Source organism: Kribbella sp. VKM Ac-2566, from assembly GCF_004366005.1.
Lineage (GTDB): Bacteria > Actinomycetota > Actinomycetes > Propionibacteriales > Kribbellaceae > Kribbella > Kribbella pratensis.
In genome coordinates this window covers 1,520,074-1,538,174 of sequence record NZ_SODT01000008.1, presented here as the reverse complement: position 1 = coordinate 1,538,174, position 18,101 = coordinate 1,520,074, and the positions used below count along the sequence as shown (strand labels likewise).

The 18,101-nt window shown below is 68.5% G+C and carries 16 protein-coding genes; 11 read left to right on the top strand and 5 right to left on the bottom strand.

The window, feature by feature from the left end; translation table 11 throughout:
- Positions 1–6: 6 nt before the first annotated feature.
- The gene (locus EV647_RS10275; RefSeq protein WP_134001324.1) at positions 7–768 is read left to right on the top strand and encodes a phytanoyl-CoA dioxygenase family protein; all 762 of its coding nucleotides are present in this window, start codon (positions 7–9) and stop codon (positions 766–768) included.
- 29 nt (positions 769–797) lie between these two features.
- Complete coding sequence (locus EV647_RS10270) at positions 798–2,030, top strand: MFS transporter (protein ID WP_134001322.1); 1,233 nt, start codon at positions 798–800, stop codon at positions 2,028–2,030.
- Here the strand turns inward: EV647_RS10270 and EV647_RS10265 are convergent, their stop codons facing one another.
- Complete coding sequence (locus tag EV647_RS10265; RefSeq protein ID WP_238175255.1) at positions 2,031–2,780, bottom strand: hypothetical protein; 750 nt, start codon at positions 2,778–2,780, stop codon at positions 2,031–2,033.
- Positions 2,781–2,835: 55 nt separating this feature from the next.
- Here EV647_RS10265 and EV647_RS10260 point away from each other — a divergent pair, with 55 nt between their 5' ends.
- A complete protein-coding gene (locus tag EV647_RS10260; RefSeq protein ID WP_130382015.1) occupies positions 2,836–3,480 on the top strand; it encodes an IclR family transcriptional regulator in 645 nt (214 codons plus the stop codon).
- A 113-nt stretch (positions 3,481–3,593) separates the two neighbouring features.
- Here EV647_RS10260 and EV647_RS10255 read toward each other — a convergent pair whose 3' ends face one another.
- Positions 3,594–4,082 carry an Lrp/AsnC family transcriptional regulator gene (locus tag EV647_RS10255; protein ID WP_134001318.1) on the bottom strand — a complete coding sequence of 163 codons (489 nt, stop codon included), beginning with the start codon at positions 4,080–4,082 and terminating at the stop codon, positions 3,594–3,596.
- Positions 4,083–4,232: 150 nt separating this feature from the next.
- Here EV647_RS10255 and hppD point away from each other — a divergent pair, with 150 nt between their 5' ends.
- From hppD to EV647_RS10220, 7 genes are all read left to right on the top strand, one after another.
- Positions 4,233–5,435 carry a 4-hydroxyphenylpyruvate dioxygenase gene (gene hppD / locus EV647_RS10250; RefSeq protein ID WP_134001316.1) on the top strand — a complete coding sequence of 401 codons (1,203 nt, stop codon included), beginning with the start codon at positions 4,233–4,235 and terminating at the stop codon, positions 5,433–5,435.
- A 183-nt stretch (positions 5,436–5,618) separates the two neighbouring features.
- Positions 5,619–6,092, top strand: a complete 474-nt coding sequence (locus EV647_RS10245) for a DUF2690 domain-containing protein (protein ID WP_134001314.1) — start codon at positions 5,619–5,621, stop codon at positions 6,090–6,092.
- Positions 6,093–6,148: 56 nt separating this feature from the next.
- A complete protein-coding gene (locus EV647_RS10240; RefSeq protein WP_134001312.1) occupies positions 6,149–7,525 on the top strand; it encodes an FAD-binding oxidoreductase in 1,377 nt (458 codons plus the stop codon).
- 162 nt (positions 7,526–7,687) lie between these two features.
- Positions 7,688–8,281, top strand: a complete 594-nt coding sequence (locus tag EV647_RS10235; protein WP_238177127.1) for a hypothetical protein — start codon at positions 7,688–7,690, stop codon at positions 8,279–8,281.
- A 14-nt stretch (positions 8,282–8,295) separates the two neighbouring features.
- The gene (gene cseB, locus EV647_RS10230) at positions 8,296–8,994 is read left to right on the top strand and encodes a two-component system response regulator CseB (protein ID WP_131293492.1); all 699 of its coding nucleotides are present in this window, start codon (positions 8,296–8,298) and stop codon (positions 8,992–8,994) included.
- Between the two features lie 3 nt (positions 8,995–8,997).
- The gene (locus tag EV647_RS10225; protein ID WP_134001310.1) at positions 8,998–10,257 is read left to right on the top strand and encodes a HAMP domain-containing sensor histidine kinase; all 1,260 of its coding nucleotides are present in this window, start codon (positions 8,998–9,000) and stop codon (positions 10,255–10,257) included.
- A 70-nt stretch (positions 10,258–10,327) separates the two neighbouring features.
- Positions 10,328–10,741, top strand: a complete 414-nt coding sequence (locus EV647_RS10220) for a hypothetical protein (RefSeq protein WP_134001308.1) — start codon at positions 10,328–10,330, stop codon at positions 10,739–10,741.
- Between the two features lie 51 nt (positions 10,742–10,792).
- Here EV647_RS10220 and EV647_RS10215 read toward each other — a convergent pair whose 3' ends face one another.
- The 3 genes from EV647_RS10215 to EV647_RS10205 form a co-directional block, all read right to left on the bottom strand.
- A complete protein-coding gene (locus EV647_RS10215) occupies positions 10,793–14,554 on the bottom strand; it encodes an endo-alpha-N-acetylgalactosaminidase family protein (RefSeq protein WP_134001306.1) in 3,762 nt (1,253 codons plus the stop codon).
- Between the two features lie 178 nt (positions 14,555–14,732).
- The gene (gene fahA, locus EV647_RS10210) at positions 14,733–15,947 is read right to left on the bottom strand and encodes a fumarylacetoacetase (protein ID WP_134001304.1); all 1,215 of its coding nucleotides are present in this window, start codon (positions 15,945–15,947) and stop codon (positions 14,733–14,735) included.
- Positions 15,944–16,792, bottom strand: coding sequence for a hypothetical protein (locus EV647_RS10205; RefSeq protein WP_134001302.1), 849 nt, complete (start codon positions 16,790–16,792; stop codon positions 15,944–15,946). Before EV647_RS10205 ends, fahA begins: the two co-directional genes overlap by 4 nt.
- Before the next feature lie 74 nt (positions 16,793–16,866).
- Between EV647_RS10205 and EV647_RS10200 the strand changes: the two genes are divergently transcribed.
- On the top strand, positions 16,867–18,060 hold the full coding sequence (locus tag EV647_RS10200) for a homogentisate 1,2-dioxygenase (RefSeq protein WP_134001300.1): 1,194 nt from the start codon (positions 16,867–16,869) through the stop codon (positions 18,058–18,060).
- The last annotated feature ends 41 nt before the right edge of the window (positions 18,061–18,101 follow it).

Genomic DNA, 18,101 nt, shown 5'->3' with positions numbered 1-18,101 from the left:
ACCCCGATGACCACGACCGACCCTACGGCACCCGCGACCGTCGACGAAGAGACCATTTCCGCCTACCGCCGCGACGGCGTCGTCCGGATCCGGAACATCATCGGCCGCGACGAGGCGGCCCGGTTCGCGGCAGCTGCTACCGAGTGGACCGCGGGCGCCGACGACCTGTTCAAGGAGTCGAAGATCTTCAACCAGTACGTCAACGTCTGGCAGCAGAACGACGTACTGCGGGAGCTCACCCTGGATCCGCGTCTCGCCGCGGCGGCGACCGCGCTGGCCGGCGTACCGCTGCGGATCTGGCACGACCAGCTGCTGATCAAGCCGCCGCACAACGGCGCGGCGACCGAGTTCCACCAGGACGCGCCGTACTGGCCGCACGCCGGTTCGCGAGCCTCGTTGTCGGCGTGGATCGCGCTGGTGGACGTGCCGGTGGAGCGTGGCTGTATGACGTTCATCCCGGGCTCGCAGGACCACCAGGACCTGCGGCGCCAGGACCTGTCGGACCGCGACGACCTGTTCCGCGCCGCGCCCGACCTGCGCTGGGAGGAGCGCCTGACGATCCCGCTGCAGGCCGGCGACTGCACGTTCCACAACGCCTACCTGGCGCACTCGGCGACACCGAACTTCACCGACGACCCGCGGATCGCGCACGTCAACATCTACTTCGACGCCGAGGCGACGTACACCGGCGCCGGCCACGTGGTCACCGACGGCCTCGGTCTGACAGTCGGCGAACCCCTCGATCACGACCTCTTCCCGACTGTTTAATTTTTCACGTTGTGACATAAGTTGTCTGCGTGCGTCTGCTCACCGACCTCCGCCCGCTGCGTGAGTCCGCCGACTTCCGGCGGTTGTGGATCGGGTCGACGGTGTCGCAGCTCGGTCAGCAGATGACTGCGGTGACCGTCTCGATCCAGGTGTACGCGATGACGCACTCGACGTTCGCGGTCGGGCTGGTCGGCCTGTGCTCGCTGGTTCCGCTGATCGTCTTCGGGCTGTACGGCGGTGCGATGGCCGACGCGATCGACCGCCGTACGCTCGCCCTCGTCTCGTCGACGGGACTGTGGCTGCTCTCGATGGTCCTGGTGGTGCAGTCGCACTTCGACTGGGCACAGGTCTCGGTGCTGTACGCCGTGGTGGCCTGTCAGTCGGCGTGCTTCGCGGTCAACAACCCGGCCCGGTCCGCGATCATCCCGCGGCTGATCCGGCCCGAACTGTTGCCGGCCGCGAACACGCTCAGCCAGGCCGCGTTCAACCTGGGCTTCACCGCCGGACCACTGCTCGGCGCGGCGGTGATCGCCTGGCACGGGTTCGCGGCGGCGTACCTGGTCGACGTGATCACGTTCACCGCCGCGCTGTACGCGCTGTTCCGGCTGCCGCCGGTGCCTCCGACCGGCGCCGTACGGCGGGCCGGGCTGCGCTCGGTGCTGGAGGGGTTCACGTTCCTGCGCGCCGCGCCGGCGTTGCTGGCGACGTTCCTCGCGGACATCTTCGCGATGGTGTTCGCGCAACCCCGGGCGCTGTTCCCGGCGGTCGCGGGCGCGTTCTTCGGCGGCGGCGTACGGACCGTCGGTCTCCTGCAGGCCGCGCCCGCGATCGGGGCGCTGATCGGGGTGATCTTCTCCGGCTGGGTGACCCGGGTACGCCGTCAGGGCGTGGCGATCGTGCTGGCGATCACGGCGTACGCCGCTGCCGTCGGACTGTTCGGGCTGTCCCGGACGATCTGGCTGGGCGTCGCGCTGCTCGCGCTGTCCGGGGCGGCCGACATGGTGAGTTCGGCGTACCGGAACACGGTGCTGCAGTCCGCGGCGCCGGACGCGATGCGCGGCCGGCTGCAGGGGGTGTTCATCGTGGTCGTTGCCGGTGGCCCGCGGCTCGGTGACTTCGTCGCCGGTACGACGGCGTCGCTGACGAGCCCGACCGTCGCGTTGCTCGGCGGTGCCGCGGTCTGCGTCACCGGGCTGCTGATCCTGCTGGCGCGGAACCGGCCGTTCCGGGTCTACGACTCGCAGACCCGCGAGCTCAGCTGATCAGCCGCCGGTCGCCAGCTTCTTCAGGACCGTGAACCAGGAGTCCATGTCCGGGTTGATCTCGCTCACCGGCTCGTCGTCGACGGTCACGATCTTGCGGTCGCCGAGCGGCTTCTTCAGCTTGATCGGGGTGATCGACATGTTGCTGTCCTCCGGACAGGGCGCGTCGGCGTCGACGACCACCATGATCTTGTCGTCGAGTTGCTGGACACTGAGGTCCGACGCGCACTTGCCGACGGTGCCGAACAGCAGGTCGGCCTCGTCGTACTTGGGGGCGTTCTGGATCCACTTGAGGTACTTCGGCTTCTTCCCGTCCACCCGCTGGTAGTACTTCACCGGCTGCGGGCTCTTCTCGTCGGGCGGGCGCGAGCCGTCGCCGATGAACGTGCCGTAGATCATGTCGATGCACGGATCCTTGGTGTCCGGGCCGTCGATCGCCCCGAACGCGCGGGCGGCCTTGTAGCAGCCGACCGCCTCGCGGTTCAACGAGATGTTGAAGCCGATCAGCGCGACCGCTCCGACGACCATCGCGATCGCCAGCATCCGGCGGGACTTCAGCTGCTGCGGGCCGAGGATGCCGGCCGCCCGGCGGGCCTCCTCGGGGGTGGCGTCGGCCGGCACCGCCGTGGTGCGGAACATCGCCGTGATCGAGCTCGTCCACTGCGGATTGATGATGGTCGGAACGGCATAGACCAGGATCAGAACGACGATCACGACGACAGCTGGGAGCAGCGACCAGTAATTTCGCACGGCAGCAAGATACGGGGCCATCGGGCCGCGCCCGGATAACGGATACTCTTTCTAGATGCCCGCCGAGACCTCGCAGACGCTCGACCGGGGGCTGACCGTCCTCGAGTTGCTGGCGGACGCCCCTGACGGGCTGTCCATCACCGAGCTCGCCGCGGCGCTCGGCGTCAGTCGCACGGTCGTCTACCGCCTGGTGAACACGCTCGAATTGCATCGGCTTGTACGCCGTGACAGCGAGGGCCGCGCCCGGCTCGGTCTCGCCGTACTGCACTACAGCCGCCGCGTGCAGCCCACGCTGCGTGACGCTGCGCTCCCGGTCCTGCGCTCGCTCGCCGAGGACACCGGCGCCACCGCGCATCTGACGGTCGCGGACGGTGAGGAGGCCCTCGCGATCGCGGTCGTCGAGCCGAGCTGGACCGACTACCACGTCTCCTACCGGATGGGTTCGCGGCACTCGCTCGACCAGGGCGCCGCCGGCAAGGCGATCCTGGCCGGCCGCCGCAAACCGGACCCCGCCGGCCGCCCCTTCGTCGTCACCTCCGGCGAACTCCAGGCCGGCGCCCAAGGCGTGTCCTCGCCCGTCCTGGGCGTTCCCGGCGTCGAGGCATCCATCGGCGTCGTCGTCCTCGGCAAACTCGACCGCGACTTCGTGGGCCCCCGAGTAGCCCGAGCCGCAGTAGAAGTAGCCAAACGCCTCGCCTGACGCGGACGCCCCTCACCCCATTTGCCTGGCTGACCCACCAATTTGCCTGGCCCACCAGCCAGATCGGGGGTTTGTGACCCTGGTTGAGGGTCACGAACCCCGCATTTGCCTGGTCAGCCAGGCAAATGGGGTTGGGGTTTGGTGGCCGCGTCGACCAGCGGGAGTACTCGGTGGGGGATCTGCTCGGCGAGGGCGATCACGGTGGAGGCGCGCTGGATGCCTCGGACGATGACTACCTGGTCGATCACGCGTTGGAGGTCGGCGTTCGAGCGGGCGACGATGCGGCACCACAGGTCCTCGGCGCCGGTGATGGTGTGCACCTCGAGGACCTCGGGGATGCGGGCGAGCGCCTCGGCGACCGTGGTGTGCCCTGAGCCCTGCTCGATCTGCAGGGTCGCGAACGCCGTCACCGGGTAGCCGATCGCGCTCGTGTCGATGTCCGGCCCCCACCCGCGCACCACGCCCTCGCGCTGCAGCCGGTCGAGCCGCGCCTGCACGGTCCCGCGCGCGACCCCCAGCCGGCGCGACGCCTCCAGTACGCCGACCCGCGGCTCGGCCGCGAACAACCCCAGGATCCGGGCGTCCAGCGCATCGACCGTCATGGCCAACCTCCCGAGATGGTCAGACTGACCAAATAGTCCAGCAACATCCGCAGCATACTGCACAGGTTGTCCAGCGAAACAAGGAACTGTTGCGCAACCTGCGCCTACCTACCAGGCTCGGCTGCACGATACCGACCCGGGAGGACCCCGATGACCAGCACCGACCTCACGCCCGCAGAGCTCGACGCCGATCTCGACCTCGACCAGCTGAAGCAGCTCGTCGGCCTGGTGCCGTACGACGAGAGCACCGACCCGTTCCCGGTCACCGCCATGGACGCGGTGGTGTTCGTGGTCGGCAACGCCACCCAGACCGCGAAGTGGTACCAGCTCGCGTTCGGGATGGACCTCGTCGCGTACTCCGGTCCCGAGACCGGCTCCAAGGACAGCAAGGCGTACGTCTTGAAGGCCGGCTCCGCCCGCTTCGTCATCTCCGGCGGTGTCAGCCCGAAGAGCACGCTGCTCGACCATCACCGCAAGCACGGTGACGGCGTCGCCGACCTCGCCCTCGAGGTCCCGGACGTCGACAAGTGCATCGCGCACGCCCGCAAGGTCGGCGCCGTCGTCCTCGAGGAGCCGAACGACGTCAGCGACGAACACGGCACGGTCCGCCGCGCGGCGATCGCGGCGTACGGCGACACCCGCCACACACTGATCGACCGGAGCAAGTACGACGGTCCGTACCTGCCCGGCTTCGTCGCGGCGACCACCAAGGTCACCCGCCCCGAGGGCCACCCGAAGCGGCTGTTCCAGGCCGTCGACCACGTCGTCGGCAACGTCGAGCTCGGCAAGATGGACGAGTGGGTTGCCTTCTACAACAAGGTGATGGGCTTCGTGAACATGGCGGAGTTCATCGGCGACGACATCGCCACCGACTACTCGGCGCTGATGAGCAAGGTCGTCGCCAACGGCAACCACCGGGTCAAGTTCCCGCTGAACGAGCCGGCGGTGGCGAAGAAGAAGTCGCAGATCGACGAGTTCCTGGAGTTCTACGACGGCGCCGGCGCGCAGCACATCGCGCTCGCGACCAACGACATCCTGCGCACCGTCGACATCATGCGGGCCAACGGCGTCGAGTTCCTGAACACCCCGGACTCCTACTACGAGGACCCCGAGCTGCGGGCCCGGATCGGTGAGGTGCGGGTGCCGATCGAGGACCTGCAGTCGCGCGGCATCCTGGTCGACCGGGACGAGGACGGCTACCTGCTGCAGATCTTCACCGCGCCGATCGGCGACCGCCCGACGGTGTTCTACGAACTCATCGAGCGGCACGGCTCACTCGGCTTCGGCAAAGGCAACTTCAAGGCGCTCTTCGAGGCCATCGAGCGCGAACAAGAGCGCCGCGGCAACCTTTGAGAGGGTGCCTGAGCACCCTCTAGACCCGGTTAAGCGGGTAACCGACGCCCAGAACCTTGCCGGTAGCAACTGCATACGGCGTGTCGCCGTCCGATTACCGGAATGACTGTCCGGGCAGGCTCCGTTCGCGTAGTGTGCCTTCCTGAGTGTGCGTCGGGGCGTGCACTCAGGAAGGGTTTCGTCATGAAGACACTGAGCATTCTGCTCAGCACCGCCGGCCTGGCCGGCGTGGGCGCGATCGCGTTGTCGGCCCTCCCGGCCGAGGCGGCCACGGCCGCCAGTTGCTCGGGCGCGAGGTCCATCGCATCGGCGCCGATGCTGCGTAACCATCAGCCGCCCAGCTGGGGAACGGTCCGGCTCGTCCGGGACAGCTGCTACCAGTACTGGGCCGAGATCACCATGGCGTCGCCGCTGGTGGCCAACGCGAAGGCCAACGCCTTCCTGGTGCAGTACGGCGGCGGCAACAACGGCCGGGTGCTCAGTTGCGACAGCAGCGGCGGCAACGGCTCGGTGATCCAGGGCCAGCGCACCTGCCGGACACCGAAGGTGAAGGCGACCGCCGGCAGCATCACGTTCGCCGCCGTCGGCCGCGAGTACCACAACTACGGCGGCGGCTACGAGGAGATCTCGGAGAACGCCACCAAGCGCACCCGCTGAAACTGGCGGGCGGACTGGGGCGCGCAGTACCGCGGAGTATTCATTAGGCTCGACTCATGAGTGAGGTTGTCGAGCAGCTGCGTCAGGTGCTGCCGCCCGAGGCGCTGGTGACCGATCCGGACCGGATGGAGAGCTACCGGTACGACCGGGCGATGTTCTGCCCGGCCGGGGTGCCGCTCGCCGTCGTCCTGGCCCGGGAGACCGCGCACGTCCAGGCAGCGGTGCGGATCGCGGCCGAGGCCGGCGTACCGATCGTGCCGCAGGGCGCGCGGTCCGGCCTGTCCGGAGCCGCCAACGCGCTCGACGGCTGCATCGTCATCTCGCTGGAGAAGATGGACCGGATCCTGGCGATCGAGCCGATCGACCGGTACGTCGTCACGCAGCCGGGCGTTTACAACGCCGTCCTGTCCCGCGCGGTCGCCGAGCACGGGCTGTTCTACCCGCCGGACCCGTCCAGCTGGGAGTTCTGCTCGATCGGCGGCAACCTGTCCACGAACTCGGGCGGCCTGTGCTGCGTGAAGTACGGCGTGACCACGGACTACGTGCTCGGCCTGGAGGTGGTGCTCGCCGACGGCCGGGTCCTGCGGACCGGGCGGAAGACCGTGAAGGGCGTCGCCGGCTACGACCTGGCGAAGCTGATCGTCGGCAGCGAAGGCACGCTCGGCATCATCACCGAGGCCACCCTGGCGCTGCGCCCGGCCGCCGCGAAACCGAAGACCATGGCCGCCCTGTTCGGCTCCGGCGTCGAGGCCGGGAACGCGATCCTGGAGATCATCCGCAGCGGCGTCTCGCTGAGCCTGCTGGAGATCATGGACCGGACCACGATCCGCGCGGTCAACAAGTACAAGCGGATGGACCTTCCCGACGAGGCAGCCGCGATGCTGATCGCGCAGTCCGACGCGGGCGGCGAGGCGGGCGCGGCCGATGTCGCCGCGGTGGCCAAGCTGTGCCGCGACCACGGCGCGCTGGAGTGCATCGAGGCCGAGGACGACGCCGAGGGCGAGCTGTTGCTCGAGGGCCGCCGGGCCGCGCTGACCGCGCTGGAGGAACTCGGTACGACGATGATCGACGACGTCGCCGTACCGCGCTCGCGGCTGGCCGAGTTCATCGGCCGGGTCGAGGAACTGTCGGCCGAGCTGGACATCACGATCGGGGTCCTCGGGCACGCCGGGGACGGCAACATGCACCCGACGGTCGTCTTCGACCAGACCGATCCGGCGCAGGCCGAGCGGGCCCAGGTCGCGTTCGACCGGGTGATGGAGATCGGGCTGGAGCTCGGCGGCACGATCACCGGCGAGCACGGGGTCGGGGTGCTGAAGCGCACCTGGCTGGCCGAGGAGATCGGGCCGGTCGCACTCGACGTACACCGGGCCATCAAGAACGCCCTGGACCCGAAGAACCTGCTGAATCCGGGGAAGGTCGTCGCCGGGTGACCCGCTGACCGACCCCTTGAGTGATGCTGTGACGGAACCGCAATACAACTGCCGGGGCCACTCGACGTCCATGCCCGTCGAATGTGACGTCCGGCCGAGACCATGGAAGTGAGGACGTGTTCGAATTCGCGGGGGGACTTGATGCAGGGTAGGAGGCGCCCGATGGGTCTGTGGCGCCGTACCGTGCTGCCTGCCGTCGCCGCGGTGGTCGCGACGATCACGCTCGCCGCCTGCGGGAACGGCGGCGGGCTGCGCGTCGAGGGCCCCGAGCCACCCCCTCCGGCGACCCCGACGCCGTCGGTCGCGTTCGGCAGCACCTCGCCGCACGCCCAGCGGACCCCGGTAGCGCCCGTCGACCTGTACAAGGTCCGTGCCCGGCTACTCGCCGATCGGCACCTGTCCAGCTACTCGCGGACAGTCCTTTCGAATTGCACCGTGATTTCGCGTTGCCTCAGCAGGGGTAAGACCGTTGATGTATTGCACAGCGGTACACCTCAGCAGATCGTTCTGATCCATACTCTGGAAAAGTTCGTCTTCGGAATCTTCCTGATCGCCGTCGAGCCGACCGGCCCGCGACCGATCTGGAACCTGGACGTCGAGCAACCGACCGTGAACGCCAGCCCGCAAGGTGACCTGGTGGTCGAGTCGAAGATCTTCGCGATCGACGACCCGGTCTGCTGCCCGTCCGGCCGGCGGGTCGAGGTCTACCGTTGGAACGGGCGGCAGATGATCAAGGTGAGCTCGACGGACCAGTAGGGAGACTGAAGTTCGTGGTACCGGAAGAACCGGCAGCGCGCATTCTCATGGTTGAGGACGACGCGGTGATCCGTGAGGCGACGCAGTTGACCCTCGAGCGGCACGGCTACGACGTGACCACGGCCGAGGACGGCCTGGAAGCGATCGAGCGATTCGAGAAGATCCATCCGGACGTCGTGATGCTCGACATCATGCTGCCCGGACTGGACGGGATCTCGGTGTGCCGACGGATCCGTGAGACCAGCACGGTCCCGATCGTGATGGTGTCGGCGCGCGGAGACGCCCTCGACGTCGTCCTCGGCCTGGAGGCCGGCGCCGACGACTACGTGACCAAACCGTTCGACACCCAGGTGCTGGTGGCACGGCTGCGGGCGGTGATGCGGCGCGCGGTCTCGGACCCGGAGCGTCCGGCACCGGCGGCCGGCTCCGGCGTGGAGTCGTTCGGCGACCTCGAGCTGGATCGGGAGGCGCTGGAGGTACGGCGCAGCGGACAGACCGTCCAGCTGACGCCGACCGAGCTCAAGCTGCTGATCGAGTTCGCGAACAACCCCGGTGTAGTGCTGAGCCGGTCGACGTTGCTGCAACGGGTCTGGGACTACGAGTGGGGTGGCGACGGCCGGCTGGTCGACGTCCACCTGCAGCGGCTCCGGACCAAGATCGGTGCCGACCGCATCGAAACCGTCCGGGGCTTCGGGTACAAGCTGCGGGCCTAGTAGATGGGACTGCGCGGCAAGCTCGGCCTCATCTTCCTGCTGGTCTCCGCGCTCGCGATCCTGGTGCTGTGCGTCGCGGTCTACACCCAGGCCCAGTCGGCCCGGCTGGACCGGACGCGCAGCTTCGCCGACGAGCGGATCCAGCTCGCGGCGCAGAGCTACGACACCAACGACGTACCGGTGTTCGGGGCGAAGCTGGACGATCCGGACCTGCCGCCGCAGTTGCGGGAGGCGGTGCTCCAAGGCAAGCGGGCCACGTTCAAGACCGGGTCGCCGCACGCGAAGATGTGGGCGGCGGTCGCGGTCAAGGACGGCAAGGTGCTCTCGATCGAGCAGGACTACGAGAGCACCGACGACTCGATGAAGGCGTTGCAGCAGGCCCTGATCCTCGGCGGGATCGGCACGGTCGCGCTGGTCGCGCTGGTCAGCGTGATCCTGGCCGGCAGCCTGTCCAAACGGATCGTCGCGGTCGCGGGCACGGCCCGGCGGATCGCGGCGGGTGACCTGGACGCGTCCGCAGCCGAGGCCGTTGGCAAAGGCAAGGACGAGGTGCAGTCGTTGGCAACCGCTCTCGACACGATGGCCAGTTCGCTGCGCGGCCAGCTCGAGGCAGAGCGACGCTTCACCGCGGACGTTGCCCACGATCTGCGGACGCCGGTGACCGGGCTGACCACCGCCGCCGAGCTCCTGCCGCCCGGCCGCCCCAGTGAACTGGTGCGCGACCGGGCCAAGGTGCTGCGGCGGCTGGTCGAGGATCTCCTGGAGATCGCCCGGTTCGACTCGGGCGTCGAGCAGGCCGATCTGGAACTGGTCGGGCTCGGCGCGTTCGTGGGCTCGGCGGTCGGGCGGTTGCGGATGCAGCAGTCGCTCGCACCGGACAGCGTGATCGTGCGCCAGACCGGGCCGGACGAGACGGTGTCGACCGACTCGCGGCGGATCGAGCGGATCCTGGCGAACCTGATCGTCAACGCGTTGCGGCACGGCCGGCCGCCGGTCGAGGTCACGGTCAGCGGCCGGACTGTCGAGGTCGTTGATCACGGCAACGGTTACCCCGAGGAACTGATTGCCGAGGGCCCGCGCCGGTTCCGGTCCGGGATGGCCGAACGCGGCGCCGGGCACGGCCTCGGCCTGACCATCGCGGTCGGGCACGCCAAGGTCCTGGGCGCCGAGCTGACGTTCGGCGCTGCGCCTTCAAAAGATGGATCTGGCGGCGGCGCCCTGGCCCGCTTGGTACTTCCGCCCGGACCTGAGACGGAGTCGTAACACAACCTTTCCTGCGACCACCGCGTCTTCCCCTCCGTAACACCAACAAAACGAGGGGAAACCAGACATCATGCGTGCACAGTTCATCCGCCGTTCCGCCGCCGTCGTCGCCGGTCTCGCACTGGCTGCCGGGGGCCTCGGTATCGCCGGCGCCCTGCAGGCCAACGCGGCCGGTACGTCGAACACCGCGGTCAGCACAACCGCGGTGGCCAGGTCGATCACGATCAAGGCGGCCGGCACCTACGTCCCGCTGTGGGCGAAGGTCCCGCTGACCGGCAAGACCACCGGCATCGCGAAGGGCACTGTCGTCCAGGTGCAGCGTCTGCAGAGCGGCAAGTGGGTGAACTTCCCGGCTACCACGAAGGTGACCAGTAAGGGCACCTACTCGGTCTGGGTCGCCAGCGGCCGGGCCGGGGTCAACGAGTTCCGCGTCGTCGCCGCGAAGACCGCGAGCCCGTCGGTCTCCATCACGTACGTCAAGTGATCGACGCGGCGGCGCCACTCCCAGGGGGCGGGAGTGGCGCCGCTGCGTTGTTCAGTGCGTGCCGTACACGTTGAACTCGGCGGCCGATCCGAAGACCGCGCCGTTCAGAGAACTGGTGCCGACGAACTTCACGTACCGTCCGGGCTTCGCGGTGAAGTCGACCCGCTGTACGGCGGTGGAGTTCGGGAACTGCCCGGTCGCAACCGGCGTACCCCAGTCCTGCCCGTCCGCGCTCACATAGATCTCGTACCCCTTGAACATCCCGTTCGTGCCACTCTGCCGCGGCAGGTAGCCGAACCCGTTCACCTGGTACGTCGACCCGAGATCGAGCGTCATGTAGTGCGGGTAACCGGCCGGCGTACTGACCTCGGACCAGGCGGAATGCCAAAGAGTACTGGGGTTTCCGTCCAGTGCCGAGGTCGCGGCACCACCCGTGGCGACATCCTCACTGCTCACGTCGGCCACCTTGATCCGCGACTGCGGAACGATCCCCGGTGGCAGCACGGTGGCCTCCGCACTGATCGTCGCCTGCCCACCCGTCGCAGTCACCGGGTACTTGCCTTCCGGCGTACCGGCTGGGGGAGTGACGTCCCACGTAGTCGTCACACTGGTGCCTGCGGCAACGGTCGCGTGGGTCGCCGGCGTGGTCGCCGTGACGGTCCAGCCGTCCGGTGCGTTCAGACCCAACGTGATGTTGCTGGCGGCCACCACGTCGTTGTTGGTGAACGTGGTGGTGACGGTGTTCGCTTCACCGGAGACAAGCCCGGTGAGGCCCGAAACCGCGACCGAGGTGCAGTCCGCCGGCTGCGACGTCGTACCGAGATCGGTCACGGCGAAGTTGTCCATGACGAAGTCGCTCTGATCGCCGCCGTCGGTGAGCTTGCGCAGTCCGACCCAGTAGTCGCCACCGCAACCGGCCACGAACTCCTGGTTGAACGTCGCCTTTGTCCGCTGCTCGCCGATCGGCGTCGCCTTGACCTCCACGGACGCGGGCCGGTCGACACCCTGGACCCACGCGTACTGACCGGCGCGACCGCTCTCGTAGTCGAAGCTGACCTTGTACTTGTGGCCCGGCTGGAAGTTCACCGTCCACGGCGCGGTTCGGTAGACCAGCCCTTCGTTCTCCTCATGCGACTTGAGCGACCAGTTGCCGTCGAGTACGTCGTCGACCAGCTTCCCGTTCCAGCCCGCCTGCGTGTACGGCGCGTGCTTGGGAGCGAGCACTGTCCGCGGGTCGGTGACACCACCGGCATCGCCCTTCACGAACGGCCCCCAGCCCTGGTCGACGTGCTCGAAGTCGTCGACCAGCCCGGCCGCGGGCGTGGTCGTTTCGACCACCCGCACATCGTCGAGACGAACCCGCGCGGCGCCTGCGGCGGCCCCGATGGTCAGGTCGGCGGTGCTTCCCTTGGCCTGGAACACGACCCGGACGCGCTGGTAGTACGCCTCGTGTTTGTCGTCGGCGGCAACCATGTTCTGCGCCGTCGATCTGATGACCTGGTTGCGGGCGCCGTCGACGCTCACCGTGGTCGGACGGGACTTGCCCGGCTCCACCTCGATCCAGGCCGAGGCGCTGTAGGTGCGACCTCGGGTGAGGCCGGTGAGCTGCTGCCGGATCGATGATGCCTTGGTGCCGAGTTCGGCGACGTGCTGACCGTTCTCGAGGGTGCCGATCGTCGCGTTACCGCTGATGTTCCAGGCCGCGAGGTTGCCGGCGTTGAAGCCGGGATCCTTGACGTGCGAGCTCTCGCCCCAGTTCGCGGGCCGCGGCGTCGGCGCCGTGTCCGGGTAGACGACGTACGGCTGGCCGGCCTTCGCGTCGAGGCTGATGCTGCCGTTGCGGACGGGCGCGGTGGCGACCTTGACCCGGCCGGTGTCGGTCAGCTTGTAGACGGAGAAGGACCGGGTAGCGGCGAACGCCGCGGGCACCTGCCAGGTGGTGCGGCCGCCTGCCGGGTTGTAGTGGTACAGCTTCTTGTTGTCGTCCCACGGCAGTAGGTACTTGTCGCCGTCGAGCACCTTCGCGTTCCCGGCGTACACCGTGCGCTTGCCGTTCTCGACCGCGCCGTGGACACCGCCGGTGAACATGATGTCGCCGCTGTTCCAGTCGAGAATCTTCTGCTGCTGCAGGAACTTCGCGGGCAGGTTGCGCTGCCAGATGTTGGTGTAGAACGCGTTCCAGTCGGTCTCGCCGGTCCAGCCCTCGAACTCGACGATCGCGGTCTGGCCGAGGATCGGGTCGTTGTTCCAGACGTCCTTCTCGTGGTTGCGGACGAACCGGATGATCTTGCTGTTCAGGCCCTTGTTGGTGGGTCCGCCGTAGTCGAGGTCGTTGGCCCAGTGCGACCACAGCGACGTCCGCTCGTGCCGGTCGGCCCACTCGGTGGCGATCTGCCAGCCCTGGCCGGCGAGCTGCCGGGACAAGCCGTCGGCGAGCCAGCCCGACTGGTAGTACACGTCGATGTACAGCTCCTGCAGGTTCTTGTCGGTCTCGTCGCGGAGCTGCTGGAACCGCTTCACGATGTTGCCGGAGGCAAGATCCGGGCGCTGCTTGATGTAGTAGCTCTGGTTCAGCCAGTTCCAGCCCTTGGCGTTCTTGTCCACCAGGTCCTCGCTGAACGCGTTCGCCTCCGGGTAGGACTCGGTCGCGTTGACGTGGACGCCGAACGCCGCGTTCCAGGACTTGCCCTGCTTGAGCAGCGTGTTCAGGTCGGTCAGTCCGCCGGCGCGGGTGTTGTAGTTGCCGCCGTAGTCCGGGTGGGCGGAGTCGTGGCCTTCAGCGCCGTACCCCTTGAGGACCGCCATCTGACCGAGGCCGTCGGTCGCCAGCGAGATCCGCTTGACGTCGTCGAGCGTCCGCAGGAACGGGTGCGTGGCCTGACTGGCGAAGTTGAACGGGATGTGCGTGATCACCCGGTTCTTGACCTGGTCGCCGCCGTTCGGCTCGGTCATGATCGAGCGGAACGCGACCGCGCCGTCCTCCCAGTCGACCGTCCGGTCGTTGTTCGCGTCGGGCGTGACGACGACCTTCGCCCAGGGGAGCGGTTCGGTGTACGGCGACGTGTCGGCACGGTAGGTCCATTGGCCGCTCCACACGCCGACACGCGTACTGCCATCGGCGACCTTGCGGGCGCGGTGCCAGAACCGGGCGCCGTCGTCGACCGGTGGCCCGGACGGCTTGTCGTACACGGAGTTCGACTCGATGCCCGCCGCGAGCCCGCTGGTGTTGACGAACGCATACGCCGCTCCGGTCGCGGCCGTCTCGCCCGGCGTGCTCGCGGTGACCGGCGCGATCTTGTCCGCGGTCCGGGTCGAGTCCGGGTCCAGCGTGGTGAACGCAGTCGTCGCGCCAGCGTCAGTACTCGCTACTGACACCAGGTCGTGGTCCGGAATGTCGATGGTGTGCACGCGACTCGTTTCGGTGTCACGCACCGCGTCGATCGCGAACTTCGTCACCCGCCCCGTCACGCTCAGGCTCGCATCCAACTCGACGCCGGGCAGCGCGTCGAAGGCCAGCGTGTACGACGCTCGCCCGCCGTCGACCGTCGGCGACGCGGCGAGATGCGCGGTCCGGGCCACGCCGTCGATCGTGACCGTCGAGATCGCGTCCGGCTGACCCCCGAGGGCCTGCCCGGAGGCGTTGTCGACGTACTTGACCACCCGGGGAAAGTCCGCCCCGACGGTGACCGTCAACTCGCTCGACCGCAGCGTCAGATCGCCGTCCGTGCTGTCGGCGTGCGCACCGGAAGGCACGCTCAGCACACCGGCGGCCAGGGCTACAGCCAGTACTCCACACCCCACTGAACGTTTCATGCCGACGAAGTTCGCACGTAAGCGCTAACTCGTCAAGAGAAACAAACACTAATGAACAATGTTCCCTCGCCTCCGTGCCCGAAGAACCCACTTTGGGCTCGCACCAACCGTTTCGAGCGGTCGCAGATGGTTGGTGGGAGCTCAAAGACGGGGTGATGAGAGGCGGGGTGGAGAGGGGTCAGGCTGGTGGGGTGCGGGCGGGGGTGATCCGGCCGGTGACCTCGCCTAGGCCGAGGCGGGTGCCGTCCGCGCACTGCGCCCAGGCGGTGATCGTGACCTCGTCGCCGTCCTCGAGGAAGGTGTGTTCCTTCCCGTCCACGAGCAGGGGCTCGCGGCCGCCCCAGCTCAGCTCGATGAACGAGCCGCGCTGGTCCTTTGCCGGCCCGCTGACGGTCCCGGACGCGTAGAAGTCGCCGGTGCGGACGCTGGCGCCGTTGACGGTCATGTGCGCGAGCATCTGCGCGGGCGACCAGTAGAGATCCTTGTACGGCGGGGTGCTCACCAGGTGACCGTTCAGGAAGACCTCGAAGGTGATGTCGAAGTTCGTCAGGCTGTTCCCGCTGAGGTAGGGGAGGACGGGCGGGTCCTGCGCCGGGAGCGGGACTGCAGCGGCCGCGAGCGCGTCGAGCGAGACGACCCAGGGGGAGATCGACGTGGCGAAGGACTTGCCGAGGAACGGGCCGAGCGGCACATACTCCCAGGCCTGCAGGTCGCGCGCGGACCAGTCGTTGACGACGACCACGCCGTACACGTGCTCCTCGAAATCCTCAACAGGAACAGGCTTTCCGAGCGTTGACGGCGTACCGACGACGTAGCCGAGCTCGACCTCGATGTCGAGCCGCTGGGACGGGCCGAAGGTCGGCGCCGCCGCGTCCGGGGGCTTGCGCTGACCGGAGGGGCGGACGATGTCGGTGCCGCTGGCAACGATGGTGCCGGCGCGGCCGTGGTAGCCGACGGGCAGGTGCTTCCAGTTCGGCAGCAGCGGCTCGGAGTCCGGGCGGAACAGCCGGCCGAGGTTCGACGCGTGCTGCTCGGAGGCGTAGAAGTCGACGTAGTCGCCGACCTCGAACGGCAACTGCATCGTCACCGCGGACTGCGGGATCAGGTGCGGCTCGACGGTGTCCCGGTCGTTCTCGTTGCGGACCAGGTCGAGCAGCCAGTTCCGGGTGGCGCGCCAGGCCGGGCGGCCGAGCGCGAGGAACGCGTTCAGCGTCGGCTCCGCGAACAGTTGCGCGCCGTCCAGCATCTGCGCGGACGCGACCGGCGCGAGGTCGATGAGCTGGTCGCCGATCGCCGCACCCACCCGCGGCTCCTCATCGCTGTGCCGGAACACGCCGAGCGGCAGGTTATCCGGCCCGAACGGCGAACCGTCGGGGATGTCGATCCAACTCATGCCATCAACCCCAACGTTGTGAGGTCCTGCCGTGGCTCGTCGATGCTGCAGGAGCCGAACGACGTGAACCACCGGCGCGTGCTCGCTGCCTGATCGTCGGACAACTCGCGCGCCCGCGCCGCCAGGACCTCACCGTCCCGCTGGCCGAGTAGCTCGACCAGTTCGTCGTGTGTGGCCCCGTCGAGCGACGCCCGGGTCGCGAGCAGGACGTTGAGGAACCCGTGGTGCTCGAAGCCGGTGTCCTCAGCGGTATGCCGGACCGCGTTGTGCAGACCGGCTGTGCACTTGAAGGCCACCTCGCGGTCGAGGCAAGCAGTGATGAAGGACGCCACTTGGCCGGCCGACGGGAACAGCGCGGCGTCGAGGCCGCCGGTGCGGAGTTTCGCGGCGTACCCGGCGTCGGCGACCACGTCGAGCGCGCGCTCCCACGCTCCGTCCAGGCCGACCTCGACGTACGCCGTCTCCTCGTCGAGGCAGTCGTCGCACGCACGGACCACGCGCAGCGCGTTCCGGGACAGGTCGTCCTCGTCGCGCAGCCGGACCTCGACCGCGGTCACCTCGACGTCCTTCGAGCGGTCGCCCCAGCGGATCACGGGCTCGATCCCGCCGGCGCCGCCGGAGATCACCACCGCGACGCGGAGCGGTGCTGTGCCGGTGCGGGCTGCCTCGGCGGCGACCTTCATCAGGTCGTCGTCGGTGCACACGAAGGTGCCGACCAGGTCGGCGTACGGCGACCGGCGGTGGACGTGGTGGGCCGCGACGGCCTCGGGCAGCGGCAGGTCGCCCGGCGGGAACATCGAGGCGTCGTCGACCAGGTGCCGGTACAGCGCAGGGACGGTTGACATGGGTGGAAGCCTAACGGATGCTTTCGGTAAGCGGACGCATGCGTCCGGATAACGTACACGCAGGAGTGGCGGAGATGGCGTTCTACCGGCAGGTCGGGGATGTACCACCGAAGCGGCACACGCAGTTCCGGAAACCGGACGGCGGGCTCTACTACGAGGAGCTGATGGGTGAGGAGGGGTTCTCGTCGGACTCTTCGCTGCTTTACCACGCCGGCGTACCGTCCGCGATCGTCGATTCCCAGGTGTGGGACCTGCCGGATCTCGCCACCGTCCCGAACCACCCGCTCACGCCACGGCACCTGAAGCTGCACGACCTGTTCACCGACACGTCGAAGTCGAACGCCGTGGAGGACAGGCGGCTCGTGCTCGGCAACGGTGACGTCCGGATCTCGTACGTCGTGGCCGAGCAGCCGTCGCCGTACTACCGGAACGCGATCGGCGACGAGTGCGTGTACGTCGAGAAGGGCTCGGCGACCGTGGAGACCGTGTTCGGCGTCCTGAACGCGGTCCAGGGCGACTACGTGATCATCCCCCGCTCGACCACGCACCGCTGGCTGCCCGGACCGGAGGGCGTGCACGCGTATGCGATCGAGGCCAACTCGCACATCGCGCCGCCGAAGCGGTACCTGTCGCGGTACGGGCAGTTCCTCGAGCACTCGCCGTACTGCGAACGCGACCTGCACCCCACCACCGAGCCGCTCGTGGTCGAGGGGACCGACGTCGAGGTGCTCGTCAAGCACCGCGGGAACGGGGCCGGCGGCATCGTCGGCAGCAGGATGACGTACGCGACGCACCCGTTCGACGTGGTCGGGTGGGACGGCTGCCTGTACCCGTACACGTTCAACGTGAGCGACTTCGAGCCGATCACCGGGCGCGTGCACCAGCCGCCGCCCGTGCACCAGGTGTTCGAGGGGTACAACTTCGTGGTCTGCAACTTCGTGCCGCGGAAGGTCGACTACCACCCGCTGTCGGTGCCGGTGCCGTACTACCACTCGAACGTCGACTCCGACGAGGTGATGTTCTACTGCGGCGGCGACTACGAGGCGCGGAAGGGCTCCGGGATCGGGCTCGGGTCGATCTCGCTGCACCCCGGCGGGTACGCGCACGGCCCGCAGCCGTCGGCGATCGAGGCCTCGCTGGGCGCCGAGCGCTTCGAGGAGCTGGCGGTCATGGTCGACACCTTCCGCCCGCTCGAACTCGGCGAGGGCGGCCAGGCCGTCGACGACGGCGTCTACGCCTGGACCTGGGCGGGTCGCCGCAAGTCGTAGCGGTCTGTGGGATTCTGTCCCCTGTGAGTGAGGACGGGGAC